At 71.7% G+C, this 25,722-nt stretch carries 21 protein-coding genes; 8 read left to right on the forward strand and 13 right to left on the reverse strand.

Annotation, left to right across the window (positions count from 1 at the left end; genetic code table 11):
• The first annotated feature begins 158 nt into the window (after positions 1 to 158).
• Positions 159 to 1,217 (forward strand): M4 family metallopeptidase, encoded by a 1,059-nt coding sequence (locus tag Q9R20_RS01730; RefSeq protein ID WP_311247718.1) that lies wholly within the window; start codon positions 159 to 161, stop codon positions 1,215 to 1,217.
• Positions 1,204 to 1,521 (forward strand): protealysin inhibitor emfourin, encoded by a 318-nt coding sequence (locus Q9R20_RS01735; protein ID WP_311247719.1) that lies wholly within the window; start codon positions 1,204 to 1,206, stop codon positions 1,519 to 1,521. The genes Q9R20_RS01730 and Q9R20_RS01735 overlap by 14 nt, the downstream gene beginning before the upstream one ends.
• Before the next feature lie 538 nt (positions 1,522 to 2,059).
• On the opposite strand, the gene Q9R20_RS01740 is transcribed toward Q9R20_RS01735, so the two are convergent.
• From Q9R20_RS01740 to Q9R20_RS01750, 3 genes are all read right to left on the reverse strand, one after another.
• Entirely contained in the window at positions 2,060 to 2,671 is a 612-nt protein-coding gene (locus tag Q9R20_RS01740) for an N-acetyltransferase family protein (RefSeq protein WP_311247720.1), read from the reverse strand.
• Between the two features lie 61 nt (positions 2,672 to 2,732).
• Positions 2,733 to 3,419 (reverse strand): uracil-DNA glycosylase, encoded by a 687-nt coding sequence (locus Q9R20_RS01745; protein ID WP_311247721.1) that lies wholly within the window; start codon positions 3,417 to 3,419, stop codon positions 2,733 to 2,735.
• Positions 3,416 to 3,901 (reverse strand): phosphoribosyltransferase, encoded by a 486-nt coding sequence (locus Q9R20_RS01750; protein WP_311247722.1) that lies wholly within the window; start codon positions 3,899 to 3,901, stop codon positions 3,416 to 3,418. The genes Q9R20_RS01745 and Q9R20_RS01750 overlap by 4 nt, the downstream gene beginning before the upstream one ends.
• 154 nt (positions 3,902 to 4,055) lie before the next feature.
• Between Q9R20_RS01750 and Q9R20_RS01755 the strand changes: the two genes are divergently transcribed.
• A complete protein-coding gene (locus Q9R20_RS01755) occupies positions 4,056 to 5,552 on the forward strand; it encodes an MFS transporter (protein ID WP_311247723.1) in 1,497 nt (498 codons plus the stop codon).
• A 72-nt stretch (positions 5,553 to 5,624) separates the two neighbouring features.
• Here Q9R20_RS01755 and Q9R20_RS01760 read toward each other — a convergent pair whose 3' ends face one another.
• The gene (locus Q9R20_RS01760; RefSeq protein WP_311247724.1) at positions 5,625 to 6,686 is read right to left on the reverse strand and encodes a hypothetical protein; all 1,062 of its coding nucleotides are present in this window, start codon (positions 6,684 to 6,686) and stop codon (positions 5,625 to 5,627) included.
• Between the two features lie 30 nt (positions 6,687 to 6,716).
• The gene (locus Q9R20_RS01765; RefSeq protein ID WP_311247725.1) at positions 6,717 to 7,487 is read right to left on the reverse strand and encodes an SDR family oxidoreductase; all 771 of its coding nucleotides are present in this window, start codon (positions 7,485 to 7,487) and stop codon (positions 6,717 to 6,719) included.
• Positions 7,488 to 7,702: 215 nt separating this feature from the next.
• Here Q9R20_RS01765 and Q9R20_RS01770 point away from each other — a divergent pair, with 215 nt between their 5' ends.
• Positions 7,703 to 9,025: a bifunctional o-acetylhomoserine/o-acetylserine sulfhydrylase gene (locus Q9R20_RS01770; protein ID WP_311247726.1), complete on the forward strand. Its 1,323-nt coding sequence runs from the start codon at positions 7,703 to 7,705 to the stop codon at positions 9,023 to 9,025.
• Positions 9,026 to 9,303: 278 nt separating this feature from the next.
• Here the strand turns inward: Q9R20_RS01770 and Q9R20_RS01775 are convergent, their stop codons facing one another.
• Positions 9,304 to 10,002 carry an SDR family oxidoreductase gene (locus Q9R20_RS01775; RefSeq protein ID WP_311247727.1) on the reverse strand — a complete coding sequence of 233 codons (699 nt, stop codon included), beginning with the start codon at positions 10,000 to 10,002 and terminating at the stop codon, positions 9,304 to 9,306.
• 116 nt (positions 10,003 to 10,118) lie between these two features.
• Here Q9R20_RS01775 and Q9R20_RS01780 point away from each other — a divergent pair, with 116 nt between their 5' ends.
• Positions 10,119 to 11,324: a homoserine O-acetyltransferase gene (locus tag Q9R20_RS01780; protein WP_311247728.1), complete on the forward strand. Its 1,206-nt coding sequence runs from the start codon at positions 10,119 to 10,121 to the stop codon at positions 11,322 to 11,324.
• Between the two features lie 193 nt (positions 11,325 to 11,517).
• Here Q9R20_RS01780 and Q9R20_RS01785 read toward each other — a convergent pair whose 3' ends face one another.
• From Q9R20_RS01785 to Q9R20_RS01800, 4 genes are all read right to left on the reverse strand, one after another.
• Positions 11,518 to 12,765 carry an MFS transporter gene (locus Q9R20_RS01785; RefSeq protein WP_311248387.1) on the reverse strand — a complete coding sequence of 416 codons (1,248 nt, stop codon included), beginning with the start codon at positions 12,763 to 12,765 and terminating at the stop codon, positions 11,518 to 11,520.
• A 114-nt stretch (positions 12,766 to 12,879) separates the two neighbouring features.
• A complete protein-coding gene (locus Q9R20_RS01790) occupies positions 12,880 to 13,206 on the reverse strand; it encodes a thiamine-binding protein (RefSeq protein ID WP_311247729.1) in 327 nt (108 codons plus the stop codon).
• Positions 13,207 to 13,253: 47 nt separating this feature from the next.
• Positions 13,254 to 14,561: a glycosyltransferase family 87 protein gene (locus Q9R20_RS01795; RefSeq protein WP_311247730.1), complete on the reverse strand. Its 1,308-nt coding sequence runs from the start codon at positions 14,559 to 14,561 to the stop codon at positions 13,254 to 13,256.
• An 85-nt stretch (positions 14,562 to 14,646) separates the two neighbouring features.
• The gene (locus Q9R20_RS01800; protein ID WP_311247731.1) at positions 14,647 to 15,504 is read right to left on the reverse strand and encodes an ADP/ATP-dependent (S)-NAD(P)H-hydrate dehydratase; all 858 of its coding nucleotides are present in this window, start codon (positions 15,502 to 15,504) and stop codon (positions 14,647 to 14,649) included.
• Positions 15,505 to 15,533: 29 nt separating this feature from the next.
• On the opposite strand from Q9R20_RS01800, the gene Q9R20_RS01805 reads away from it, so the two are divergent.
• Positions 15,534 to 16,592: an NADH:flavin oxidoreductase/NADH oxidase gene (locus tag Q9R20_RS01805; RefSeq protein WP_311247732.1), complete on the forward strand. Its 1,059-nt coding sequence runs from the start codon at positions 15,534 to 15,536 to the stop codon at positions 16,590 to 16,592.
• A 232-nt stretch (positions 16,593 to 16,824) separates the two neighbouring features.
• On the opposite strand, the gene Q9R20_RS01810 is transcribed toward Q9R20_RS01805, so the two are convergent.
• Together Q9R20_RS01810 and Q9R20_RS01815 are read right to left on the reverse strand one after the other, a co-directional pair.
• Positions 16,825 to 17,880 carry a hemolysin family protein gene (locus Q9R20_RS01810; RefSeq protein WP_311247733.1) on the reverse strand — a complete coding sequence of 352 codons (1,056 nt, stop codon included), beginning with the start codon at positions 17,878 to 17,880 and terminating at the stop codon, positions 16,825 to 16,827.
• Positions 17,877 to 19,220, reverse strand: coding sequence for a hemolysin family protein (locus Q9R20_RS01815; protein ID WP_311247734.1), 1,344 nt, complete (start codon positions 19,218 to 19,220; stop codon positions 17,877 to 17,879). The genes Q9R20_RS01810 and Q9R20_RS01815 overlap by 4 nt, the downstream gene beginning before the upstream one ends.
• Positions 19,221 to 19,377: 157 nt before the next feature.
• Between Q9R20_RS01815 and Q9R20_RS01820 the strand changes: the two genes are divergently transcribed.
• Positions 19,378 to 20,412: a hypothetical protein gene (locus tag Q9R20_RS01820; RefSeq protein ID WP_311247735.1), complete on the forward strand. Its 1,035-nt coding sequence runs from the start codon at positions 19,378 to 19,380 to the stop codon at positions 20,410 to 20,412.
• Here the strand turns inward: Q9R20_RS01820 and Q9R20_RS01825 are convergent.
• The gene (locus tag Q9R20_RS01825; RefSeq protein ID WP_311247736.1) at positions 20,402 to 21,859 is read right to left on the reverse strand and encodes a GuaB1 family IMP dehydrogenase-related protein; all 1,458 of its coding nucleotides are present in this window, start codon (positions 21,857 to 21,859) and stop codon (positions 20,402 to 20,404) included. The two genes, Q9R20_RS01820 and Q9R20_RS01825, sit on opposite strands and share 11 nt — an antisense overlap.
• Positions 21,860 to 22,013: 154 nt before the next feature.
• On the opposite strand from Q9R20_RS01825, the gene Q9R20_RS01830 reads away from it, so the two are divergent.
• The gene (locus Q9R20_RS01830; RefSeq protein WP_311247737.1) at positions 22,014 to 25,691 is read left to right on the forward strand and encodes a multifunctional oxoglutarate decarboxylase/oxoglutarate dehydrogenase thiamine pyrophosphate-binding subunit/dihydrolipoyllysine-residue succinyltransferase subunit; all 3,678 of its coding nucleotides are present in this window, start codon (positions 22,014 to 22,016) and stop codon (positions 25,689 to 25,691) included.
• Positions 25,692 to 25,722 lie beyond the last annotated feature (31 nt).

The raw sequence follows: 25,722 nt of genomic DNA on the forward strand, positions 1-25,722 counted from the left end.
CGGGACGTCATGAGAGCGGGCTGTTCCGCTCGGACCCCCTCTTCTCGCCGCATCGCCCGTTCCGGTGACGGATGCCGGCCGCCCGGCGTCACGGAGGGATCGCGCCGGTTCCTCACAAGGGATGCCGCGATGTCGGGGGTCGGCGCTAGCCTCGGCGCATGACCCCCGGAATCGTTCCCCCGTTCCTGCTCGATCGGCTCGCCTCCACCGACGACCCGCGCCTCGCCCGCGCCGCCGCCGCCGCGCGCAAGACCCTCGCCGCCCCGCGTCCGCCGCGCCCCACGCGCACACGCCTGCGCCTGTCGATCGACGGCGACACCCTGGTCGCCGAGACCGGGCCCGCGCCCGATCGCATCATCTCCGACGCGGCGAACACCGAGAACCTGCCGGGTCGTCGCGTCCGAAGCGAAGACGACGGTCCCACCGGCGACTCCGCGGTCGACGAAGCCTACGACGGCCTCGGCGCGACCTACGACTTCTTCTGGGACGCCTTCGCACGCGACGGGATCGACGCCGCCGGCGGCTCGCTCCTGGCGACGGTGCACTACGGCGACGACTACGACAACGCGTTCTGGAACGGCGAGCGCATGGTGTTCGGCGATGGCGACGGCGAGGTGTTCGTCGGCTTCACGCGCTCCCTGAGCGTGATCGCGCACGAGCTGGGCCACGGCGTGACCGAGGCCGCCGGGGGGCTCGAATATCAGGGGCAGTCGGGGGCTCTGAACGAGTCGCTCTCCGACGTATTCGGCGCGCTCGCCGAGCAGCATCACCTCGGGCAGAGCGTCGAGCAGGCGACCTGGCTGATCGGCGAGGGCATTTTCGCCGACGCCGTGCAGGGCGAGGCGCTGCGCTCGATGAAGGCGCCGGGCACCGCGTACGACGACGACGTGCTCGGCAAAGATCCGCAGCCCGGGCACATGCGCGACTACGTCGAGACGCAGGACGACAACGGCGGGGTGCACATCAACTCCGGCATCCCCAACCGCGCGTTCTACCTGGCCGCCACCGCGCTGGGCGGTTTCGCCTGGGAGCGCGCCGGTCTCATCTGGTACCGCACGATCACCGCCGGCACCCTCTCGTCCACCGCCGACTTCCGCTCCTTCTCTGCCGCGACCCTCGCGGCCGCGGCCGCGGAGTACGGTGAGGAGTCGGAGGAGGTCGCCGCCGTCCGCGCCGCATGGGCCGGAGTCGGCGTCATGGAGGATGCCGCAGCCTGAGACCGAAGAGCGCTGGAGCGTGCTGGTCGTGCGCTCCGGCGGAATCGCCGGCCTGTCGAAGCAGTGGCGGGCCGAGCCCGAACCGGAGCGGCTCCCCCGATGGCGGCAGCTCGTCGACAGTTGCCCGTGGGACCAGGCCCCCTCCGCCTCCCCCGGTGCCGACCGCTACCAATGGCGCATCGAAGTGCACCGGGGCGACACGGCCGTGCATCAGGCGCGTCTGGGCGACGGTCAGCTCGAGGGCCCGTGGCGCAGCCTCGTCGACGAGGTGCGCCAGGCCGCGCCCTCCGCGCCGCGCCCCTGACGCCCGTCCTCTGCCGCCGCGGCCCTGACGCACGCTCTCTGCCGCCGCGGCCGTGACGCGCGCTCTCTGCCGCCGCGGCCCTGGCGCGCGTCACATGCCGCCGCGGCCCTGACGCGCGCTCTCGGCCGCCGCGGCCCTACGCTCGCGCCGGTCCTCCCGCGCCGCGGGCGGCGCTCGTGCTGCCGCGCCACAACCCGCCGTGGTCGCACCGGCCGGACTCGCCGAACTCCGGAGAAACGCGGCGCCACATCACCCGCGAGCTCGGGAGACGGCATCCGCGCACCGAAACTCCGGAGTTCGGCACGTGCGGCAGCCCCGCCGCGCCTCCGCAGGGCCCGCGCCACGCTCGTGCCGCCGCCCGCGTCCCCGCGCCCGAACTCACCGCCGCGCGGTCGGCGCGGCCGAGCGGAACTCCGGAAAATCGCGGCGCTAAACCACCCACAAACCCGAGAAGCGGCATCCGCGCACCAAAACTCCGGAGTCCGGCACCCCGCAGCGCGGCCGCCCCCGCCCCGCCGAGCCGCAGCCCCGCACAGCCTCAGCCGAACAGCCTCCGCCGCTTCTTCTTCGACGGGATGCTCTTCTGCAGGTACACGACCCCGAGCCACCGCCCGAACTTGAACCCGACGCGACCCATGCGGCCCACCTCGGTGAAGCCGAGCTTCTCATGCAGGGCGATCGACGCGTCGGCGCCCTTGTCGCTGATCGCAGCGACCATCTCGCGGATGCCGAGCTCCTGGCAGGCATCGATGAGCGCCTCGAGCAGCGCACGCCCGAGGCCCTTCCCCGCGGCCGCCTGACCCAGGTAGATCGAGTTCTCGACGGTGTAGCGGTACGCCGACTTCGACTGCCAGGGCTGAACGAGGGCGTAGCCGAGGATCTGGCCGCTCGGCGACTGTGCAACCAGAAACGGCAGCCCGAGCTTGTGCAGGGTGGCGAACTTGTCGCGCCATTTGGCCAGGGGCCACGCCTTCTCGTCGAAGGTCACGACGGAGTTGCGCACGTAGTAGTTGTAGATCTCGCGGATGTCGGGGATGTCGGCCTCGGTCGCCGGCCGGATCTCGAACGAGAAGGGCTGCTCGGGCTCGGGCGCACGGCGCAGATGCGCGGGCAGCCGCCGGCGGCTCTTCTCGTACTCCTCTTCCAGCACGTCGCCACTCTACGGCCGCCCCCGTTTCGGGCGTGTGTCCGCGGGCCGCGCGGCGCCGCCCTCAGGACGGAAGGCGCCAATCGACGGCCGGAGCCCCCTGCGTCTCGAGCAGGGCGTTGACCCGCGAGAAGGGCCGGGAACCGAAGAATCCGCGCCGCGCCGAGAGCGGGGAGGGGTGCGCCGACGACACGATCGCGGTCTCGCCGAGCAGGGGCGCGAGGTTGGCGGCATCCTTGCCCCAGAGCACGGCGACCAGGGGCGCGTCCCGTGCGACGAGACACCGGATGGCGTGCTCGGTGACGCGCTCCCATCCCCAACCGCGGTGGGATGCCGGCTCCCCCGGCGCCACGGTCAGCACCCTGTTCAGCAACATGACGCCCTGAGCGCCCCACGCCGAAAGGTCGCCGTGCGGTGCGGGGGCGATGCCGAGGTCGTCGGAGAGTTCACGGTAGATGTTGGCCAGGCTGCGCGGGAGGGGGCGCACGTGCGGGTCGACGGCGAACGACAGCCCGATCGGGTGCCCGGGGGTGGGGTAGGGATCCTGCCCGACGATGAGCACGCGCACCGAGTCGAGGGGGATGCGGAAGGCCCGCAGCACGAGCTCGCCGGCGGGCAGGTACGGCTTGCCCTCCGCGCGCAGTCGTTCGCCGACGGCGGCGATGTCGGACGCGACAGGAGCGAGCGGCTCCACCCAGGAGGCGTCGATGAGCCCTGCCTGCGCGAGCTCGGCGAGGGTCTTCGCCGTCACGCCGCGTCTTCCTCATGCACCGACCCGAGGGCCGACCATGGGAAGTCGATCCACAGGTCGGTGTCCTTCCACGAGTAGTCGGGCTGGATGATGGTGGACGGCTTGGTGTAGATCACCGCGGAACGCACCTCGGCGCCGTGCCGGCCGAGGAGCCGGACGGCGAGGTCGAGCGTGCGTCCGCTGTCGGCGACGTCGTCGACCAGCAGCACCCGTCGCCCCGACAGGTACGACAGGTCGAGAGCGGGCGGAAGCACTTCGGGCGCGTCGAGCACCGTGCCGACACCGGTGTAGAACTCCACGTTCAGGGCCCCGCAGTTCTTGGCGCCGAGGCCGTAGGCGATGGCGCCTCCCGGCAGGAGCCCGCCGCGGGCGATCGCCACGACCACCTCGGGCTCGAAGCCGTCGGCCACGATCGTCCGCGAGATCGCGCGCGTCGCCGCTCCGAAGTCGTCCCAGCTCAACCGCTCGCGCTCGTCCGCCACCGCGGGCTCCTCTCGTCGACTGCTCTCACCCTAGGGCGTTCCCGGATGCCGCTCCCCCGGCGCCGCGGCTCCGTCGCGGCCGGGCGTCTCGCCGTGCGCCGCCCCCACCGCGAGAAGGGACGGATGCCGCCGCGCGCGGTGCTACTGTCGCGCCATGTCACGCGTCTCCGGCGCGGTCGGCCGGGTGCGCGGCTCCGCGCTCGGGGTGACCGCGGGCCTCATCGGGTGGTTCGTGCTGGTCGAGCTCGCCAGCGGCATCCTCCAGGGGTTCTACGTGCCTCTGCTGCCCGACATCGTCGAGCATCTCGGCATCCGCGACGCCGACGTGAACTGGTTCGAGGCGGCGCAGCTGCTGCTGTCGGCGCTGGTGCTGCCGGTGCTCGCCAAGCTCGGCGACATGTTCGGTCACAAGCGCATCCTGCTGCTCTCAGCCGTGGCGACCGCGGCGGCCAGCTGGTGGCTGGTCTTCGCCGACTCCTTCACGACGTTCCTGCTCGCCTGGGCCCTGCAGGGGTTCTACGTCGTGTGGCTGCCGCTGGAGATCGCGCTGATCTTCGACCGCGGCCGACGCCAGCGGAGAGGCGTGTCGCAGACGCGACGCGCCGCGGGGCTTCTGGTCGTGGGCCTGCAGGCGGGTGCCATCATCGGCGCTCTCGCGGCGGGGCGCATCTTCGCCGCCAGCGGGGGCGACCTCCGCCTCTCGCTCGCGATCCCGGCGGTGGTCGTCACCGTGGTGTGCGTGGTGATCTGGCGGGGCGTGCCCGAATCGCAGCCCTCCGAGACCGGACGGCGGCTCGACGTGGGCGGATTCGTCCTCCTCGCCGCGGCTCTGCTGTGCGTGACCGGCGCGCTGTCGTTCGTGCGTCTCCCCGTGGGGCCGGGGCCGGTCGTCATCGTCGGGCTCCTCGCTGCGGGCGTCGCTCTGGGCGTCGCCTTCGTGATGTTCGAGCTGCGCCAGAGCGACCCCGCGGTCGACATCCGCGTTCTGCGCCGTCCCGAGATGTGGCCGGTGCAGGCCACCGCGTTCCTCGTCGGCATCAGCCTGCTCGGTGCGCAGGGCCCGCTCGCGACCTACGCCGGAACCGACCGATCGCTCGGGTACGGACTCGGTCTCGACGCGTCGGACCGCTCGAACGTGATCGGTGTCTACCTGGTCTCGCTCATCGTCGGCGCCGTGCTGTTCGCCGTCACCTCTCGTCGCGCGAGTCCCCGGGTCACGTTGATCGGCGCGGCCGCGCTCGTCGGCATCGGCTACGCGCTGTTCCTCCCGTTGCACACGGAGCTGTGGCAGGTGCTGCTCTGCCTGAGCATCGCGGGCCTCGGGTCGGGGGCCCTCGTGGCGGCCATGCCGGCGGCCGCCGCGGCCGCCGCCCCCCGCGGGCAGACCGGCGTCGCCTCGGCGCTGACGAATACGACCAAGACCATCGGCGGCACGATGTCGTCGGCGATCTTCGGGGTGGTCCTCGCCGGCGGGGCCGGAGCGGCGATCGGCACCGCCGCGCCCCTCGCGGGCTACGTCACCGTGTGGCTCATCTGCAGCGCGGGCGGCTTCCTCGCCGCCCTGCTGCTGTGTTTCGTGCCCAAGGTCGCCTTCGCGGATGCCGACGAGGCCGGGGTCTCGGCGACGGCGGCGCGCGGCGATCTCGCCTGAGTCTCCTGGGGGTCTCTGCCCCTCGCAGCGTCTCGTGACCGCCGAAACGTCGTGCACGCGGCGCCGGACCGATCAGAGGAGGGCCACCACGACCATTCCGACGAACAGCGCCGCGACGAGACCGAACGTCAGCCACGCGAAGACTCCCCACGAGGTACGCAGGCGTCGTCCCGCCGGCGCGACGCCGGTCGAGCCGCGAAGAGCACCCCGCCCGGGCGGCTCCTCCCGGTGTTGCGTTTCGCGCCACCGCTCCCACTGCTCCAGCTTCGACACGAAGGCGTCCGCCGTGCGGACGACCTCGACCCACCGCTCGGGGTCGGTCGTGACGACATCGCGCGGGTGCACCATCAGCAGCAGATCGTCGACGATCTCGATGTCCCACCCGCCCGCATCGTCGATCGCCTGGGCCATCACGTCGGGCGTGAACAGGTAGAGCGCGTCGGCTTCGTATCCCTCGGGGCAGTACAGCGCGAAGTGCTCGTCGAAATCCCCCTCGAGAGAGAGCCGCTGTCCGGCGTCGGGAACCGCCGCGACGGCGAACGCCCGCGTGCCGCGCCGGGTCGCCCGCACGATCATGTGCGGCAGGGGACGGCGCAGGCCGATCGCGATCCAGCCGCCGACCGGCGGGTAGGTGAAGGCCGAGGTGGCATTGCGGATCTCGTAGTCCGCCCACTCGACCCTCCGCCCATCGGGCGTGCGGCGCGACATCGCGCGGGAGACGCTGTGACCCGTCATGCTCCACCACGCCCGCATCGTTCCCGACCGGGGTCCGGGCGTGTACTCGAGGGCGTTGTCCTGCGCGAAGTGCGCCAGGGCCCAGTGCACCCGAGGCGGGGTTCGTCGTCGGCTCGCGCGCCGCAGCAGCGACGCGCACAGGACGAGCGCCGCGAGCATGAGCAGCGCGATGACGACCATGATCGGAACCGCGTCGCCGCCCCGGCGGATCTCGGACGCGATGACGAGCGAGAGCACCAGCACGACGGTCGCCAGGAGCACGACGTTGACGGTGAGCGCGATGCGTCGGCCCCGACCCTCGGGGTCACGCGCGCGAGGGTTGTCCTGCCGGAACCGCCTCCAGAAGCGCGAGACCTCGGCCCGGCTGGGTCGAGCGCGCAGCGCATCGATGTCGAGCACCCTCGCCTCGGCCACGTCAGCCCCGTGCGGTCACCGCGTGCGCAGCGGTCCGCGCGCCAGCAGGTGCTGCGCCGACTGCGCGACCGGGCGCATCGTGACGAGGTCGAGATTGACGTGCGCCGGCGCTTCGAGCGCGTACGCGATCACGTCGGCGACGTCGTCGGCCACCAGCGGCGCCTCGACGCCCTCGTAGAGCTTGTCGGCGGCATCCTTGTCGCCGCCCAGACGGTTGAGGGTGAACTCCTCGGTGCGCACCATGCCCGGGGCGATCTCGATCACGCGGAGCGGTTCGCCGTTGAGCTCCTGCCGCAGAGCGTGCACGAGCATCGCCTCCCCCGCCTTCGCGGCGTTGTACCCGCCGCCGCCGGGGTACGCCGTCTGCGCGGCGGTCGAGGTGACGAACAGCAGGTCGGCGTGACCGGTCGTCTCGGCCGCGCGACGCAGAGCCGGGAGGAGGGATGCCACGAGCCGCTGCCCCGACAGTACGTTCGCCTCGAACATCCAGCGCCAGTCCTCGGGGTCGCCGTCTTCGACGCGGTCGCTGCCGCGCGCCCCTCCGGCGACGTGCACCACGGCGTCGACGCCGCCGGTCTCGTCGAGCCAGGCGGCGAGCGCCGAGACGGCGTCGGCGTCGGTCAGGTCGGCCGCGTGCGCCACGACCCCGGTCTCGGCCTCGAGGGCGGCCAGGCGCTCGGCGCGGCGGGCGACCCCCACGACGTCCCACCCGCGTGCGCGCAGCAGTCGTGCCGTCGCCTCTCCGATACCCGAACTGGCCCCGGTCACCACTGCGCGTCGCGTCATGGCATCCACGCTACCGGCGACCTCCGACACGCCGCTCCGTCGCAGGGTCCACCGGCTTCGGGGCGGGCCCTCGGATCGCGCCGCGCCTCCGCCGGGGGGCGCGAGAGCTGGGTGTTACGGCCCGTGTCCGGGACGCTTGTCGGCATCGGAAGGGGATGTCTACGCTCGCAAAAGGTCGCGGCGACCGCCCCGACCCCCAGACCTGAGGAGCAGCCATGTCGGCACCCGAGAACTGGCGTTTCGAGACCAAGCAGATCCACACGGGCGCCCAGCCCGACCCGGTCACCAAGGCCCGCGCCACCCCGATCTACCAGACCACCTCGTACGTCTTCGACAACGCCGACCACGCGGCGAACCTCTTCGCGCTGTCCGAGTTCGGCAACATCTACACGCGTATCCAGAACCCCACGCAGGACGTCGTCGAGCAGCGCGTCGCGGGCCTCGAGGGCGGCACCGGCGCCCTCCTCGTCGCCAGCGGACAGGCGGCCGAGACCTTCGCCGTGCTGAACATCGCGCAGGCGGGCGACCACATCGTCTCGTCGAGCTCGATCTACGGCGGTACCTACAACCTGTTCAAGTACACCCTCGCCAAGCTCGGCATCGAGACGACGTTCGTTGAGAACCAGGACGACCCCGAGGAGTGGCGCGCGGCTGTCCGCCCCAACACGAAGCTCTTCTTCGCCGAGACCATCGGCAACCCGAAGATCAACGTGCTCGACATCCGCTCGGTGGCCGACGTGGCGCACGAGGCCGGTGTGCCGCTCATCGTCGACAACACGATCGCCACGCCGTTCCTGATCCGTCCCTTCGAGCACGGGGCCGACATCATCGTGCACTCGGCGACGAAGTTCCTCGGTGGACACGGCACCACGATCGGCGGCGTCATCGTCGACGGCGGGCGCTTCCCGTGGTCGGAGCACTCCGACCGTTTCCCGGGTCTCACCACGCCCGACCCCTCGTACCACGGCGCCGTCTACACCCAGGCGGTCGGCGACGGGCTCGCCTACGTGATCAAGGCCCGCGTGCAGCTGCTGCGCGACCTCGGTGCCTCGATCTCGCCGCAGAGCGCGTGGCAGCTCATCCAGGGCATCGAGACCCTGTCGCTGCGCATCGAGCGCCACGTGCAGAACGCGCAGGAGATCGCGGAGTGGCTGGAGTCGCACCCCGACGTCGCGAGCGTCAATTACTCGGGTCTGCCCACCTCGCCGTGGTACGCCGCCGCCAACAACTACGCCCCCAAGGGCGTCGGCGCGGTGCTGTCGTTCGAGCTCAAGGGCGGGGTCGAAGCGGGTCGCGAGTTCGTCAACTCGCTGAGCCTGTTCAGCCACCTCGCCAACATCGGCGACGTGCGCTCGCTCGTCATCCACCCGGCATCCACGACCCACTCGCAGCTCACGCCCGAGCAGCAGCTGACCGCGGGCGTGACCCCCGGTCTCGTGCGTCTGTCGGTGGGTCTCGAGAACATCGACGACCTCAAGGCCGACCTCGATCAGGCCCTCGCCGCCGCGCGACGCCTCTCGGAGGCCGCGCGCGCCTGAGCCGCCGTAGACGCCGAACGCCCCGCCCCCACCCGGGTCGGGGCGTTCGCGCATCCCGGCGCGTCAGCCGCGGGGCAGCCCGCGAAGGGAGGAGATCCGGGCACGGGAGGGCCGAACGCCGCCCGCTCCTCCTCCCCTCCCGGATTCTCCTCCCCTCCCTGGCGGGCCCCATGCCCGCGCGCGCCTGACCCGCCGCATCCCGAGCGTGAGTCGCCACAATTTGTCGCTTCAGGGCCTGCCGAAGCGACAAACCTTGGCGACTCACGCCACGAGGGCGGTCAGACCTTCTGCCGCGGGCGCAGGCTCCCGAGCCCGCCGTCGACGCCGAGCACCTGGCCCGTCATCCACGCGTTCTCCGGCGCGAGCAGGAACTCCACCGCCCGGGCGACGTCGTCGGGCTCGCCGAGGCGGCCGAGCGGGTGCATCGCCTCGGACACCTTCCGCGACATGTCGCTCGAGGTGAGCTTCTCGGTCAGCCGCGTCTGCACGAGTCCCGGCGCCACGGCGTTCACACGCAGGCCGTGCGCCGCGTAGCTCGCCGCGGCCGACAGCGTAAGGCCGATCACGCCGGCCTTCGCCGCGGCGATGCCGTCGTGGTTCGGCAGTCCGGCCAGGGCCGCCGCCGACGACACCAGCACCACCGCTCCCCCGCCGCGCATGTGCGAACCCGCCGCACGCACCGCCGCGAAGGAGGTGGTGAGCGACGCGCCGATGAGCTCGTCGTACTGCTCGCGCGAGGTCAGATGCGCGGGCTTGAGCAGCATCGAGCCCGCGAACACGGCGATGCCGTCGAGCTCACCCGCCTCGCCGACGACGCGGTCCACGGCGTCGAAGTCCGTGGCGTCCAGGCGGAAATCGGGCTCGATCCGCGAGGAGTCCCGGGCGGTGGTGAGGACGCGGTGCCCCGCGTCACGGAGTCGCTTCGCCGTCGCCTGACCGATGTCGCTCGAGGCCGCGATGAGGAGGAAGTTCGCCATGCCGCGATCATGGCGAGCCCACCCGCGAGACGACGGGTTCTTGACATCGGCGACCAACGCGGTCTGCGACCGTAACAGTCCGATCGACCCCTTCCGCACGGGCGAGAATGGATGCCATGGACTGGCAGATCTCCGAAGACACGGTGCCCTCGGCCCCGGTGACGGAGGCCGACGCCCGCTCGCTCCTCGGTCGTCCGCCCGCGACGGGCGCGTGGCGCGACGGCGACCCGGCCGGGGACCGCCTGTTCGCCTCGTTCGGCATGTTCGAGACCGAGAACGGCGAGTCCCTGCCGCACGTGCGCCTCGCCTACGAGACGTGGGGCGAGCTGTCCCCGTCCCGCGACAACGCGGTGCTCATCCTGCACGCGCTCACCGGCGACAGCCATGTGCGAGGCGCCGCAGCTCCCGGGCACCCCACCGCCGGTTGGTGGAGCGACCTCGTCGGGCCGGGAGCGGCGATCGACACCGACCGCTATTTCGTCGTCGCCCCGAACATGCTGGGCGGATGCCAGGGCTCCACCGGTCCCGCGAGCATCGCGCCCGACGGCTACGAGTGGGCCTCCCGTTTCCCGTATCTCACGATCCGCGATCAGGTCGCCGCCCAGGCCCTCCTCGCCGACCGGCTCGGGGTGCAGAGCTGGCACGCCGTCGTCGGCGGCTCGATGGGCGGCATGCACGCCCTCGAGTGGGCCGTCGGGCACCCCGGTCGCGTCGAACGCGCGGCGATCCTGTCGGCACCGCCGGTCACCACGGCCGATCAGATCGCGCTGAACTCCGTGCAGCTGGACACGGTCCGCGTGGACCCGCGCTTCGCGGGCGGGGAGTACTACGACGCGGGCGACGGCGACGGCCCGCACCGCGGTCTGGCCCTCGCCCGCCGCATGGCGCTGTTGAACTACCGCAGCCCGACCGAACTCAACCAGCGGTTCCAGCGCTCCTGGCAGTCGGGCGTGAGCCCGCTCGGCCGGGGCGGCCGCTTCGCGGTCGAGTCGTACCTCGACTTCCACGGCAACAAGTTCACCCGACGCTTCGACGCGAACAGCTACCTCACCCTCGTCGAGGCGATGAACTCCCACGACGTCGGTCGCGACCGCGGCGGCGTCGAGGACGCCCTGCGTCGCGTCACCGCCACGACGCTCGTGCTCGGCATCGACAGCGACCGGCTGTTCCCCATCGACGGGCAGCACCGCATCGCCCGCGGCATCCCGAACACGCTCGACGGCGACGCCTCGGTCGTGCTCTCGAGCGACTTCGGCCACGACGGCTTCCTCATCGAGACCGCCGCCGTCGCCACGCACCTGCGTCGGCTCCTCGCGACCTGACGATCCCGGATGCCGGACACACCGGCATCCACCGGTCCGGTGCCCCACCGCTCCCGGCACGTGGTGTCACGGGCCGGGGGCGACCGTCGAGTGTCCACGAAACGCCGCACACCCCGCGCGACGCGGCGTGGCCTGGACACTCGACTCCGGCCGAAGGGGCGCGACGCGAGCGCGTGATCGCGTCGGCGCTGTCTCAGCCCTGCGTCGGGATGGAGCCGGTGATCGCGGTCTGCGCGGCCTCGGCCGCCGGCATCCGGTGCTCGGGGTGCCGGCCCGAGCGGTCCTCGACGCGGTACGACAGCACCGCCACCAGCAGACCGCCGAGAGCGAGCAGCGCCCCGACCCAGGCCGGGGCGACGAGCCCGAGTCCCGCCGCGATCGCGAGACCGCCGAGGAACGCACCGAGGCTGTTGCCGATGTTCAGCGCCGAGTGGTTGAGGGCGGCGGCGATCGACTGGTTGTCCTCGGCGACGTCCATGAGGCGCGTCTGGATCGCCGGGCTCAGCGCCGACCCGCAGAACGCCACCAGGAAGGCGAACAGCACGAGACTGACGATCCAGCCCGCCGTGAGCGCGAGACCCACGGATGCCACGCCGAGGGCGATGAGGCCGGTGAAGAGCCAGAATCGCAGGTCTTTGTCGGCGAGGGCACCGCCGACGATGTTGCCGATCGTCATGCCGATTCCCACGAGCACCAGCACGATCGAGACGCCCCACTCGGGCTGCCCGGCGACGTCGGTGATCATGGGGGCGATGTAGCTGTACATCGCGAAGAACCCGCCGAATCCGATCGCACCGATACCGAGGGCGAACCACACCTGGCCGATGCGGAAGACGCGCAGCTCGTCGCGCAGACGGCGGCCGGGGCTGCCCGGGTGCTTCGGGACGAAGAGGGCGATACAGATCGTCGCGAGCAGGAAGATCGCCGCGACGACGGCGAACGCGGCACGCCAGCCCACCTGCTGCCCCAGCAGCGTGCCCAGCGGCACACCCACGACGTTGGCGATGGTGAGGCCGGTGAGAACGAAGGCGACGCCTTTGGCGCGGTTGCCGGGGCCGAGCGCGTCGGCCGCCACGAGGGCGCCGATGCCGAAGTAGGCGCCGTGCGGGAGGCCGGCGAGGAACCGGGATGCCGCGACGAGCTCGAACGTGGGGGCGATCACGGTCAGCACGGAAAAGAACGCCAACGCCGCGGCGAGCGCGATCATGACGCGGTGGCGCGGGAAGCGGGCGACGGACCCGGCGATCGTCGGGGCGCCGACGACGACGCCCAACGCGTAGAGCGAGATGAGCCAGCCGGCCTGGGCGATCGCGTCGTCGGGAGAGGCCGCCCACGCCCCGGGGACGAGTTCGCGGGCGATGTTGGGCAGCAGGCCCATCACCACGAACTCGGTCATGCCGATGCCGAAGCTGCCGATGGCGAGGGAAAGGAGCGCCCGCATCGCCGCACCTCTCGAGATCGTCGAAGAGGTCACCAGGCGATGCTAGCCGCCGGAGCGGGCTGCCGTCGAATCGTTTCGAGGTCACGGGCGCGCCGTGCGCCCACGGGAGCGGGGTCAGTCGTCGCGGCGCTCGAGCGCGTCTTCGAGCCGCTGGACCTTGCCCTCGATCTCTCCCGTGCGCCCGGGACGGATGTCGGCCTTGAGCACGAGCGAGACCCGCGAGCCGTAGGGCATCACGGCGTCCGTCGCGGCCTTGACGACGGCGAACACCTCGTCCCACTCGCCCTCGACCTCCGTGAACATCGAGGTCGTGCGGTGGGGCAGACCCGAGGCGCGCACCACGGCCACGGCCGCGGCGACCGCGTCGTGGACGGATCCGTCGGGGTTCTCCGTGGCGGCGGTGCCGACCCCGGAGGGGGCGACCGAGAAGGCGATGAGCATGGTTGAAGACTACGACCCCGCCTCGCGACGCGGAACGGGTGGCCGCATCAGCGGCGCGACGGCATCCGCGCGGGAATCGGCCGGCGTCCCGTGACGATCTCGCGCAGTCCCGCCGGCGGGCGGACCCGCCCCGTCGGCACCCGCATCACGCGCACGATCGCCCACCCGAGCAGCACGAGCGCGAGGAGGTTCCGCACCTCCAGCACGACGACCGGGAAGGGGTTCGGGTGCGTGGCCATCAGCCCGTCGTACAGCAGCGGATACATCCACTGCGTGAGCGCGGCGATCACGAGCGTCATGCCCGCGAAGGCGTACCAGCGACGCCGGTCGATCATGAGCCCGAGCACGACCGGGGCGAACAGCCAGACGTAGTACTGCGGCGAACCGACCTTGTTCAGGGCGATGAACGCGGTCACCAGCGCCAGCGACAGCACGGGGAAGAGCGAGAGGAAGGTCGCGCCGCGACGCATCTTCAGAATGCCGACGACGGCCACCCCCACCATGACCAGCAGCATGATCGGCGTCATCGCAGCGATCAGCGGCTCGGCGCCCGGGCCGGTGACCTGGAACGTCAGCACGTCGCCGTCGTAGTACACCTCGCTGCCGGGCACGTAGAAGGCGGCGAGGAACATGTAGAGACCACCGACGGGCGCCTCCATCTGGATGCCGCGCGAGGTCTGATCCCCCACGAAGCCGAAGACGTACGGGGCGCCGCCCAGCGAGACGACGGGGATGATCGTGAACAGCGACACGGCCACCGCGCCCCACACGAGCGCGAGACGACGGCGCACGACGACGAGACCGGCGGCGAGGATCGCCGCGGGCCAGACCTTCATCCACACCGAGATCGAGAGGAGGAGGGATGCCACGAACGGGCGGCGCAGCATCCAGATGCTGCCGAGGATCGCGAACGGGACGGTGATGCCGTCGATGCGGTAGAGCCCCACGGGTCCGATCAGGAGGATGGCGGCGAGCCAGAACCATGCGGCGAGAACGCGACCGGTCGAACGGCCCTTGCCCACCAGCACGACGAAGGCGACGAGGTTGAACAGCGCCACGGTGATCGCCCAGGCGGGCGTGTATCCGACCGCCCACGCGAAGACCCAGGCGAAGGTCATCGGCAGGAAGGCCAGCTGCGGGTAGATCCACTTCTCGGTGATCCCCGGCCATTCCCAGCTGGCACTTCGGGTGCAGGAGGTCAGGTCGACCCCTCCGAAGAGGGCGCAGCGCGACCAGGGTTCGTACACGAGGTACACGTCGCCCATGGGCTCGTTGGGCTGCTCGTAGCCCAGGATCGCCACCACGACGTGCACGGCGACGAACGCGATCAACAGGGGAACGACACGCCTCAACACCGCACAATCCTAAGCGGGCCGCCCCGGACGCCTCGGACGCCGACCGCGACCTCCCCCGCGGTCGCGCGGGCGCCGGCGCTATTCGTTACGCGATCGAGTCCGCGAGCAGCTCCGCGATCACGGGCGGCAGCGCTTCGGCCACGTCGAGAGCGGCGATCGGTCCGCCGTCCGCTCCGCGGGAGAGCGATGCCGCGACCCCGGCCCGCCCGTGCACCCAGGCCGCGGCGGCGGCGCAGGCCGCCAGATCGTCGATGCCGGTCCGACCGGCCGCGACCGCTCCCGCCGTGATCGCCCCGAGCACTCCCCCGAGCACGTCACCGGTGCCGGCGGTCGCCAGCCACGGCGTCCCCGCGGACACCCGCCGGGTCCACCCGCTCGCGGCGGCGACGATCGTGACCGCCCCCTTGGACAGCACGACGCCCCCGAACGCCTCGGCGGTCTCGCGCGCCGCCCGCTCGCGCGCGTCCTCGTCGCCCGCCTCCGCCTCGCCGAGCCCGAGCGAGGCACGCAGACGGTCGAGCTCCCGCGCGTGCGGGGTCGCGATCACCGGGGCGGTCGCACCCGGGACGAGATCGAGGGCGCCCGCGTCGACGACGACCGGGACCTCCCCGCGCAGGATCCCGCGCAGCGCCGCGGTCTCGGCCGCGTCGCGCTGGGCGGCATCCGTCCCCGATCCCATCACCCACGCCTGCACGCGCCCATCGGCCGTCACGGTCTCGGGACGACGCTGCAGGACGAAGTCTTGGGCGCGGGTGGGACCGAGGTAGCGGACCATACCCGTCCCGGTGCGCCACGCGGCCTCGACGCCGAGCACCGCGGCACCCGGATACCGGGCCGAGCCGGTGCGGAGCCCGACCACCCCACGGGAATACTTGTCGTCGTCCGCCGTTGGCTTGCGCAGTGCGCGCGCGACATCGTGCCCGCTGAACTCCCTCGCCGTCATGGCGCCACCCTAGAACGCGAAGGTCCCTCATGAGTGCCCTCTTCACACCCCTGACCATCCGCGGTATCGAGCTGCGCAACCGTCTATGGGTGTCGCCGATGTGCCAGTACAGCGCGGTCGACGGCATCCCGAACGACTGGCACCACGTCCACCTCGCGCAGTTCGCCGCGGGAGGGGCGGGGCTCGTGATCGCCGAGGCGAGCGCCGTCTCGCCCGAGGGCCGGATCTCACCCGATGACGCGGGCATCTGGAACGACGCCCAGGCGGACGCGTGGGCCCCGATCGTCGCGGCGATCCGCGCACGGGGATCGGTCGCGGGCGTGCAGCTCGGCCACGCCGGCCGCAAGGCCTCGACCACCTCGCCGCTCACCGGTGGTCGCGGCACCGTCGCACCCGCCGACGGAGGATGGACCCCCGTCGCTCCCTCGGCCGTCGCCTACGACGCATTCGCCGAGCCGGTCGCCCTCGACGCCGCGGGCATCGAGAAGGTCGTCTCCGACTTCGCGGATGCCGCACGCCGCGCGGTGGCCGCCGGTTTCGAGGTGCTCGAGGTCCACGCCGCCCACGGCTACCTCCTCCACCAGTTCCTCTCGCCGCTGACCAACCACCGCGACGACGAGTACGGCGGCTCGTTCGAGAACCGCGTGCGGCTGACCGTGCGGGTGACCGAGGCCGTGCGCGCCGCCGCGCCCGACGCCGCGGTGTTCGTGCGGTTCTCGGCGACCGATGCGGCCGAGGGCGGCTGGGACGTCGCCGACACGGTCGCCGCCGCGCGCCTGGTCGCCGACGCCGGCGCCGACCTCATCGACGTCTCCAGCGGCGGACTCGTGCCGCAGCAGCACATCGTCCCGGGCCCCGGCTACCAGGTGGAGTACGCCGCCGCCGTGCGCCGCGAGACGGGACTGCTCGTCAGCGCCGTCGGCATGATCGACGACCCCTCGTTCGGCGAGCAGATCCTCGCCGACGGGCGCGCCGACGCGATCATGTCGGGACGTGAGTGGTTGCGCGACCCGCACTACGCGCTGCGCGCGGCCGCCGCGCTCGGCGCGGACTCGCCCGCCCCCGCGCAGTACCTGCGCGCGTACTGACGCAGGCGTTTCCGCGCGACGTAGCATCGCACGCTGACGCCCACGTCACGTGACCTCGCCGACACCCCGCGCCACGGCGGGGGCTTTCGCCCACGTCACGTGACCTCGCCGACACCACGCGCCACGGCGGGGGCTCCCACCCACGTCACGTGACCTGGGCGCCCCCACGCACGCATGACGAAGACACCGGATGCCACGAGGCGCCGGGCCCGTGGCATCCGGTGTTCTGCGATCAGACGAAGCGGCGACGCTCGGTGGCGTCCTGCACCTCGCCGACGAGCTCCTCGATGACGTCCTCGAGGAAGAGCACCGCCTGCACGTCGCCGCTGTCGTCGCGCACCTGAGCGAGGTGGCGGCCGGAACGGCGCATGAGGGCGAGGGCGTCCTCGAGGTCGGTGGTCTCGAGGACCGAGACCATGTGATGCACCCGCTTCGCCGGGATGGGGCGCAGCATGTCGGCATCCGCCCCCTCGGCCGCGCGCAGCACGTCTTTCAGGTGCACGTAGCCGGTGGGGTTGCCCGCCGGGTCGACGATGACGTACCGCGAGTACCCGTGCTGGGCGACCGCGCGTTCGATCTCGGCGGGCGTGATCGTCTCGGGAAGCGTGACGAGCCGGCCCATCGGCACGGCGATGTCGGCCGCCTTCTTCTCGGTGAACTCGACCACCGCGGTCACCGTTCCCGAGGCGTCGTCGAGCACGCCCTCGCGGCGCGACTGCGTCACGATCGTGGCGACCTCGTCGAGCGTGTAGGTCGAGGCGGCCTCGTCCTTCGGCTCGACGCGGAACAAGCGCAGCACGTGGTTGGCGGTCCAGTTCAGCGCCACGATGATCGGGTGGAACGCCTTCGAGACGGCCACGAGCGGCGGGGCGAGCATGAGGACGGCGCGGTCCGGCAGCGAGAAGGCGAGGTTCTTCGGCACCATCTCGCCGAACACGACGTGCAGGTACGACACGACCAGCAGCGCCACGACGAAGCCGACGACGTCGACCGCCGCCTCGGGGATGCCGGTGAGCCCCAGCGGTCCTTCGAGCAGGTGGTGGATCGCGGGCTCGGAGACGTTCAGGATCAGCAGCGAGCAGATCGTGATGCCCAGCTGACAGGTCGCGAGCATGAGCGTGGCGTGCTCCATCGCGTACAGCGCGGTCTTGGCCGCCCGCGACCCGCGGTCGGCGTGCGGCTCGATCTGCGAACGCCGTGCCGAGATGACGGCGAACTCGGCACCGACGAAGAAGGCGTTGGCGGCCAGCAGCACCACCAGCCAGGCGATTCCGGCCCAGTCGTTCATCGCTGATCACCGCCCTTCGCCGCGCGGACGAGATCGTCGATGTCCTGCTCCTCGGGGCGGGGCGTGAACTGCACGCGGTCGACGCGACGGCCGTCCATGCGCTGCACGGCGAGCACGCCGTCGTCGATGGCGACGGTGTCGCCCACGGCGGGGATGCGCTCGAGAGCGGCCATGATGAAACCGCCGACGGTGTCGTACACCTCGCCCTCCGGCACGCGGACGCCCGCGCGGTCGAGGGCCTCGTCGGGACGAAGATCACCGGGGAAGGTGAGGGATGCCGCCGACCTCACGACGCCGGCACGCGAGCGGTCGTGCTCGTCGAGCACCTCTCCGACGATCTCCTCGACCAGGTCCTCCAGGGTCACGACCCCGGCCGTCCCGCCGTACTCGTCGACGACGATCGCCATCTGGTAGCCGCGGGAGCGCAGCTCCGAGACGAGCGCGTCGAGGTGCACGGTCTCGGGCACGCGCAGCGGCTCGGTCGCGAGCGCGGCCACGGGCACGTCGGCGCGGCGGTCGCGCGGGACCCCGATCGCGGCCTTGAGGTGCACGACGCCGACGATGTCGTCCATCGATTCGCCGTAGACGGGGAAGCGGCTGTGGCCGGTGCGACGCGCGAGCTGCACGACGTCGTCGGCGGGGTCGCCCGCCGCGAGCGCGTGCACGCTCGGGCGGGGCGTCATGACGTCGGCGGCGCTGAGGCGGGCGAAGGTGAGGCTGCGATCCAGCAGGCTCGCGGTGTCCTTCTCGAGCATCCCGGCGCTCGCGGAGCGCTTGACCAGGCTCGACAGCTCCTCGGCCGAGCGGGCGCCCGACAGCTCCTCCTTCGGCTCGACGCCGAGGGCGCGCAGCACGCCGTTGGCACTGCCGTTGAGCACGACGATGGCGGGCTTGAACACCGCGGTGAAGGCCACCTGGAAGGGGATGACGAGTTTCGCCGTCTGACGCGGGATGGCCAGCGCGAAGTTCTTGGGGACGAGCTCGCCCAGGATCATCGACAGCACGGTGGCGAAGCCGACGCCGATGATCGCGGCCACCGAGACGATGACGGCCTCGGGCAGTCCCCACGAGGCGAACAGCGGACGCAGGAGGTTCGAGATCGCCGGTTCCATCGTGTAGCCGGTGAGCAGCGTCGTGAGCGTGATGCCCAGCTGCGCGCTCGACAGGTGCGTCGAGGTGATGCGCAGCGCGTCGATCGTCAGCGACAACCGGGTCTCCCCGGCGGCGCGACGGGATTCGAGGTCGGCGCGGTCGAGATTGACGAGGGCGAACTCGCTCGCGACGAACAGTCCGGTCCCCACCGTGAGCAGGAGCCCCACGCCCAGCATGACGTAATCCATCAGGCATCACCCCCGCTCGGTCGTCCGGCGGAAGAGGGTCGTTGGGGCCTGGGTCTACAACTGGGAGGGTCGTCCATCGTGCCGTCGATTCTAAAGCAGCCCCGGGCCCCCGGCATCCCGATCCCCCGTCGCGCTCGAGGTGGGGAGGATGGGTGACATGGATGCCGACTCCCCCGCGCAGCGACGCGCCGCCGCCGCGGAGGCCGCGGTGACCGAGCGCTTCCTCCACCGGTACGGCCCCGTCGCGTGGGCGCACGCGGCCGCCTCGGAGAAGACCGGGGCGCGCACCTGGCACTACTGGTGGCACGCCCACCTGCTGCACGTGCTCGCCGACGCCGAGACGCACCGCCCCGACGTCCGGCGTCGCCGCCTGATCCGCCGGATCGGTCGAGGCGTGACCGTGCGCACGATCGGGCGCTGGACGACACCGTTCTACGACGACATCGCGTGGATGGGATTGGCGCTGGCGCGAGCCGATCGGCATCCACGCGCACTCCGCCGGATCTCGGAGCGCCTCCGCCGCGCGATCGACCCCGATCTCGGGGCCCTCCCGTGGGCGGTGGGCAGCGAGCTGTACAACGCCCCCGCGAACAACCCCGGATCGATGGTACTGGGCCTGACCGGGCACCCGGCCGACGCGGCTCGGCTCGACGCGTGGGTGGCATCCACCCTCGACGACCCGGAGACCGGTCTCGTCCGCGACGGCGTCGAGCACGGGGTCGTGCGATCGGAGCTGTGGACGTACAACCAGGGCGCGGCGATCGGATCCGCGCTGGTCGTGGGCGCCCCGGCGCTCGCCGACCCGACCGATCCCGCGTGGACCCACGTCGAGCGGGCGAGCGCCCTGGTGCACGCGGTGGAGAGCTGGTGCGCGCCCGACGGGCTGTTCCCGGGGGCGGGCGGCGGCGACGGCGGTCTGTTCGCCGGCATCCTGGCGCGCTACCTGGCCGTCGCGGCGCGGGATCTGGCCGCGGCCCGGGGCCCGGTCGTCGACGCCGCCGCGGACGCCGCCCGGCGACTCGTCGACCGCAACGCCGAGGCTCTGTGGCAGGGGCGCCACGGCACCCTCTTCGCCGCCGACGCGCGTCGCCCGGCGCGCCCGGAGGGCGACGATCTCGACCTGTCGGTGCAGCTGGGCGCCTGGATCACGCTCGAGGCCGCCGCCGACCTCGAGCGAGCCGTCACCAGCTGACCGGCAGCGCCTTGCCCTCCTCGTACCCGGCGGCCGACTGCAGGCCCACCCGCGCGCGCTCGTGGAACTCGGCGACGCTGGCCGCTCCCGCGTACGTGAACGACGAGCGCACGCCCGAGGTGATCATGTCGAGCAGGTCCTCCAGACCGGGGCGCTGCGGGTCGAGATAGATCTTCGACGACGAGATCCCCTCGGCGAACAGCTCCTTGCGGGCGCGCTCGTACGGGTCGAGCCGGCCGAAGCGGCCCTGGACCGCCTTGGTCGAGGCCATGCCCCAGGACTCCTTGTAGATGCGCCCGTCCGCGTCGGCGAGCAGCTCGCCGGGGGCCTCGATGGTTCCCGCGAACCACGAGCCGATCATCACCGAGGCCGCTCCCGCCGCCAGGGCGAGCGCCACGTCGCGCGGGTAGCGCACTCCCCCGTCGGCCCAGACGTGCGCTCCGACGGCACGGGCCGCCTCGGCGGTCTCGAGCACGGCCGAGAACTGCGGGCGGCCCACGGCCGTCATCATGCGCGTCGTGCACATCGCCCCGGGTCCGACGCCGACCTTCAGGATCGAGGCACCGGCCTCGGTGAGGTCGCGCACACCCTCGGCGGTGACGATGTTGCCCGCGGCGATCGGGATGCCGAGATCCAGCGCCGCGACCTCGCGCAGCGCGCGGAGCATCTGCTCCTGGTGTCCGTGGGCGGTGTCGACGACGAGGACGTCGACACCCGCGGCCGCGAGGGCCTTCGCCTTGGACGCCACGTCGCCGTTCACGCCGACGGCGGCGGCGACCACGAGGCGACCCGAGGCGTCGACGGCGGGACGGTACAGGGTGGAGCGCAGGGCGCTGCGCTGCGAGAGCACGCCGACCACGCGGCCGTGCTGCAGCACGGCGACGACCTCCGCCTCGGCCGCCACGAGCAGGTCGAAGGCGTGACGTGCGTCGGCGACGTCGTCGGCGTCGATCGAGACGGGCCGCGCGCGGACGAGGTCGCCCAACTGCGCGTCGGGCAGAGCGGTGGCCAGACGGGTCGCCGGCACGATCCCCACGACGTCGTCGATCGCGAGGCTCTCGGCGTGCGGATCGGCCACCAGGATGCCGTGGCCCTCGGTCGGGGGCAGCAGCTTCGCCGCCTCGGCCGCGGTGGCGTGCGGAGGCAGCACCAGGGGGCTGTCCCACGGGACCGGCTGCGCCTTGACCCACCGGATCGCGGCGTCGAGCTCCTGGAGCGGAAGGTCCTGCGGCAACACGCCCAGGCCGCCGCGACGGGCCAGGGTCGCCGCGAGCCGCGTCCCGGTCACCGAGTTCATGTTCGCCGACACCAGCGGGACGGTCGCGCCGGTGCCGTCGCCGGGGGCCAGATCCACGTCGAGACGGCTGCGGACGTCGGACCGACGGGGGACGAGGAAGACGTCGGAATAGGTGAGGTCGACCTCGGGGGATGCGCCGTAGAACTCCATGGCATCCACCTCACCACATCAGCGGAATGTAAAGACCCCGGGAGGCACGCAGGAACCTCGGCTAGGCTGGGTTTTCGCGCGCGACGTCGGCGTCTTCACGGCGACGAGGCGCGTATCCACAGGAATCTTCATCGAGGAAAGCAGGCGATCGACTGTGTCGAGCCAGGTGACGGGCGTCGGTACTTCGAGCGAGGGCGAGTTCGGCGCGAACGAGTGGCTCGTAGACGAGCTCTACGAACAGTTCAAGGTCGACAAGCACTCCGTGGACAAGGCCTGGTGGCCGATTCTGGAGGCGTACCACCCGGTCGTCGACGGAACCGCCGCCGCCCCGCCGTCCGCGACAGCTCCCACCGAGCCCAAGCCGGTGACGGCACCCATCCCGATCGTCGGTCAGGCGCCCGTGGCGCGTACGACGGCCAAGCCCGCCGCCCCGCAGCCGATCCCGGCGCAGGCTCCGGCCGCCGCCCCCTCGGCCGGGTCCGAGAGCACCGAGGAAGACCGCGTCACGGTCCTGAAGGGGATGCCGAAGGCCCTGGCATCCAACATGGACGACTCGCTCACGGTCCCCACCGCGACGAGCGTGCGCACCATCCCCGCGAAGCTGATGATCGACAACCGCATCGTCATCAACAACCACATGTCCCGCACGCGCGGCGGCAAGGTCAGCTTCACGCACCTCATCGGGTGGGCGCTCATCCAGGCGCTCAAGGAGTTCCCGAGCCAGAACGTCTACTACGCCGAGGTCGACGGGAAGCCCTCGGTCGTGGCCCCCGCGCACGTCAACCTGGGCATCGCCATCGACATGCCCAAGCCCGACGGCTCGCGCGCCCTTCTCGTGCCCAGCATCAAGCGCGCCGACACGCTCACGTTCGGCGAGTTCCTCGCCTCGTACGAAGACCTCGTGCGCCGCGCCCGCAACAACAAGCTGACCCCGGGCGACTTCCAGGGCACCACCATCTCGCTCACCAACCCCGGCGGCATCGGCACCGTGCACTCGGTCCCGCGCCTGATGCGCGGCCAGGGCGCGATCATCGGCGCCGGCGCGCTCGACTACCCGGCCGAGTTCCAGGGCGCGAGCGAGAAGACGCTCAACGAGTTCGCGATCGGCAAGACGATTACCCTCACCAGCACCTACGACCACCGCGTCATCCAGGGTGCCGGCTCGGGCGAGTTCCTGAAGAAGGTGCACGAGCTGCTGATCGGGCAGCGCGGCTTCTACGACGACATCTTCGCGGCGCTGCGCATCCCCTACGCGCCCATCCACTGGGCGCCCGACATCAGCGTCGACATCTCCGAGCGCATCGACAAGAGCGCCCGCGTGCAGGAGCTCATCAACTCCTTCCGCGTCCGCGGCCACCTCATGGCCGACATCGACCCGCTCGAGTACGTCCAGCGCACGCACCCCGACCTCGAGATCGAGTCGCACGGCCTCACCTTCTGGGACCTCGACCGCGAGTTCGTCACCAACGGCCTCGGCGGCAAGCGCGTCGCGAAGCTCCGCGACATCCTCGGAGTGCTGCGCGACTCGTACTGCCGCACCATGGGCGTCGAGTACATGCACATCCAAGACCCGGCGCAGCGCCAGTGGTTCCAGCGCAACATCGAGGTCAAGTACACCAAGCCCGGTCACGACGAGCAGCTGCGCATCCTCTCGAAGCTGAACCAGGCGGAGGCGTTCGAGACCTTCCTGCAGACCAAGTACGTCGGGCAGAAGCGCTTCAGCCTCGAGGGCGGCGAGTCGCTCATCCCGCTGCTCGACCAGATCCTCCAGGGCGCGGCCTCGGCCGGCCTCGACGGGGCCGCCATCGGCATGGCCCACCGCGGCCGTCTCAACGTGCTGACCAACATCGCCGGCAAGACCTACGGTCACGTGTTCCGTGAGTTCGAGGGTGCGGTCGCGATCGGCAGCAAGCGCGGTTCGGGCGACGTGAAGTACCACCTCGGCACCGAGGGCACCTTCGTCGGCGACGCCGGCGACGAGCTCCCCGTCTACCTGGCCGCGAACCCCTCCCACCTCGAGACCGTCGACGGCGTCCTCGAGGGCATCGTGCGCGCCAAGCAGGACCGCAAGCCCATCGGCACGTTCTCGTGGCTGCCCATCCTCGTGCACGGCGACGCCGCGTTCGCGGGTCAGGGCGTCGTGGTCGAGACGCTGCAGATGTCGCAGCTGCGCGGCTACCGCACCGGCGGCACGATCCACGTCGTGGTGAACAACCAGGTCGGCTTCACCACCACGCCGACCGACGCGCGCACCTCGGTCTACGCCACCGACGTCGCCAAGACCATCCAGGCTCCGATTCTGCACGTGAACGGCGACGACCCCGAGGCCGTCGTCCGCGCCGCGGAGCTCGCGTTCCTGTACCGCGAGGAGTTCCACCGCGACATCGTGATCGACCTCGTCTGCTACCGCCGCCGCGGTCACAACGAGGGCGACGACCCGTCGATGACGCAGCCCCTGATGACCAACCTCATCGAGGCGAAGCGGTCCGTTCGCCGTCTGTACACCGAGTCCCTCGTCGGTCGCGGCGACATCACCGAAGACGAGTACGAGCAGGCGAAGCGCGACTTCCAGAGCCGCCTCGAGGTGGCTTTCGCCGACACGCACGAGGCCGAGACGGGAACCAACCCCGTGGTCACGACCGACGCCGCCGACGAGCCCGCGGTCGGCGCGCCCGAGACGACCGGCGTCTCGCGCGAGGTCGTGCAGCACATCGGCGACGCCTTCGTGAACAAGCCCGACGGCTTCACCGTGCACACCAAGCTCCAGCAGCTGCTCGACAAGCGCCACGACATGAGCCGCAACGGCAACATCGACTGGGCCTTCGGCGAGCTCCTCGCCTTCGGCTCGGTGCTGATGGAGGGCACCCCGGTGCGCCTCGCCGGACAGGACTCGCGTCGCGGCACCTTCGTGCAGCGCCACGCGGTCCTGCACGACCGCGACAACGGTCAGGAATGGCTGCCGCTGGCGAACCTCAGCGAGAACCAGGGCCGTTTCTGGGTCTACGACTCCCTGTTGAGCGAGTACGCGGCCATGGCGTTCGAGTACGGCTACTCGGTGGAGCGCTCCGACGCGCTCGTGCTGTGGGAGGCCCAGTTCGGCGACTTCGCCAACGGCGCCCAGTCGGTCATCGACGAGTTCATCTCGTCGGCCGACCAGAAGTGGGCGCAGCAGTCCAGCGTCGTGCTCCTGCTCCCCCACGGCTACGAGGGCCAGGGCCCCGACCACTCGTCGGCGCGCATCGAGCGCTACCTGCAGATGTGCGCGCAAGACAACATGATCGTCGCGCGCCCGTCGACCCCGGCGTCGTACTTCCACCTTCTGCGCCGCCAGGCGTACCAGCGTCCGCGTCGTCCGCTCGTGGTGTTCACGCCCAAGGCGATGCTGCGCCTGCGCGGTGCGACGAGCCCGGTCGAGGACTTCCTCGAGGGTCGTTTCGAGCCGGTGCTCGACGACGACCGCGGCATCGACAAGGGCGCCGTGAAGCGCGTGCTGCTGCACGCCGGCAAGATCCACTGGGATCTGCGCGCGGAGCTCGAGAAGAACCCCAACCCTGAGATCGCCCTCGTGCGCCTGGAGCAGTACTACCCGGCGCCGATCGACGAGCTGCGCGCGGTGCTCGAGCAGTACCCGAACGCGGAACTCGTGTGGGTGCAGGACGAGCCCGAGAACCAGGGCGCGTGGCCGTTCATCGCCCTCGAGGTCGCCGACCGACTCGGCGGCCGCTCGATCCGCCGCATCTCGCGCGCCGCCGCGGCCTCGACCGCGACCGGCTCGCCCAAGGTGCACGCCAACGAGCACGCCGCGATCATGAAGGAAGCGCTCGCGCGCTGATCCGAACGCCGAAAGGGCCCGGTCGACGTCT

The sequence above is a fragment of the Microbacterium sp. PRF11 genome (assembly GCF_031844085.1).
Classification (GTDB): domain Bacteria; phylum Actinomycetota; class Actinomycetes; order Actinomycetales; family Microbacteriaceae; genus Microbacterium.

Excerpts from the sequence above, each read along its gene's own strand:
- Q9R20_RS01775 (WP_311247727.1), bottom strand. The coding sequence starts at position 10,002 with ATGGCGAACTTCCTCCTCATCGCGGCCTCGAGCGACATCGGTCAGGCG.
- Q9R20_RS01790 (WP_311247729.1), bottom strand. The coding sequence starts at position 13,206 with ATGCTCATCGCCTTCTCGGTCGCCCCCTCCGGGGTCGGCACCGCCGCC.
- Q9R20_RS01730 (WP_311247718.1), top strand. The coding sequence starts at position 159 with ATGACCCCCGGAATCGTTCCCCCGTTCCTGCTCGATCGGCTCGCCTCC.
- Q9R20_RS01815 (WP_311247734.1), bottom strand. The coding sequence starts at position 19,220 with ATGGATTACGTCATGCTGGGCGTGGGGCTCCTGCTCACGGTGGGGACC.
- Q9R20_RS01825 (WP_311247736.1), bottom strand. The coding sequence starts at position 21,859 with ATGGAGTTCTACGGCGCATCCCCCGAGGTCGACCTCACCTATTCCGAC.
- Q9R20_RS01800 (WP_311247731.1), bottom strand. The coding sequence starts at position 15,504 with ATGACGGCGAGGGAGTTCAGCGGGCACGATGTCGCGCGCGCACTGCGC.
- Q9R20_RS01770 (WP_311247726.1), top strand. The coding sequence starts at position 7,703 with ATGTCGGCACCCGAGAACTGGCGTTTCGAGACCAAGCAGATCCACACG.
- Q9R20_RS01780 (WP_311247728.1), top strand. The coding sequence starts at position 10,119 with ATGGACTGGCAGATCTCCGAAGACACGGTGCCCTCGGCCCCGGTGACG.
- Q9R20_RS01735 (WP_311247719.1), top strand. The coding sequence starts at position 1,204 with ATGCCGCAGCCTGAGACCGAAGAGCGCTGGAGCGTGCTGGTCGTGCGC.
- Q9R20_RS01820 (WP_311247735.1), top strand. The coding sequence starts at position 19,378 with ATGGATGCCGACTCCCCCGCGCAGCGACGCGCCGCCGCCGCGGAGGCC.
- Q9R20_RS01805 (WP_311247732.1), top strand. The coding sequence starts at position 15,534 with ATGAGTGCCCTCTTCACACCCCTGACCATCCGCGGTATCGAGCTGCGC.
- Q9R20_RS01810 (WP_311247733.1), bottom strand. The coding sequence starts at position 17,880 with ATGAACGACTGGGCCGGAATCGCCTGGCTGGTGGTGCTGCTGGCCGCC.
- Q9R20_RS01765 (WP_311247725.1), bottom strand. The coding sequence starts at position 7,487 with ATGACGCGACGCGCAGTGGTGACCGGGGCCAGTTCGGGTATCGGAGAG.
- Q9R20_RS01785 (WP_311248387.1), bottom strand. The coding sequence starts at position 12,765 with ATGCGGGCGCTCCTTTCCCTCGCCATCGGCAGCTTCGGCATCGGCATG.
- Q9R20_RS01755 (WP_311247723.1), top strand. The coding sequence starts at position 4,056 with ATGTCACGCGTCTCCGGCGCGGTCGGCCGGGTGCGCGGCTCCGCGCTC.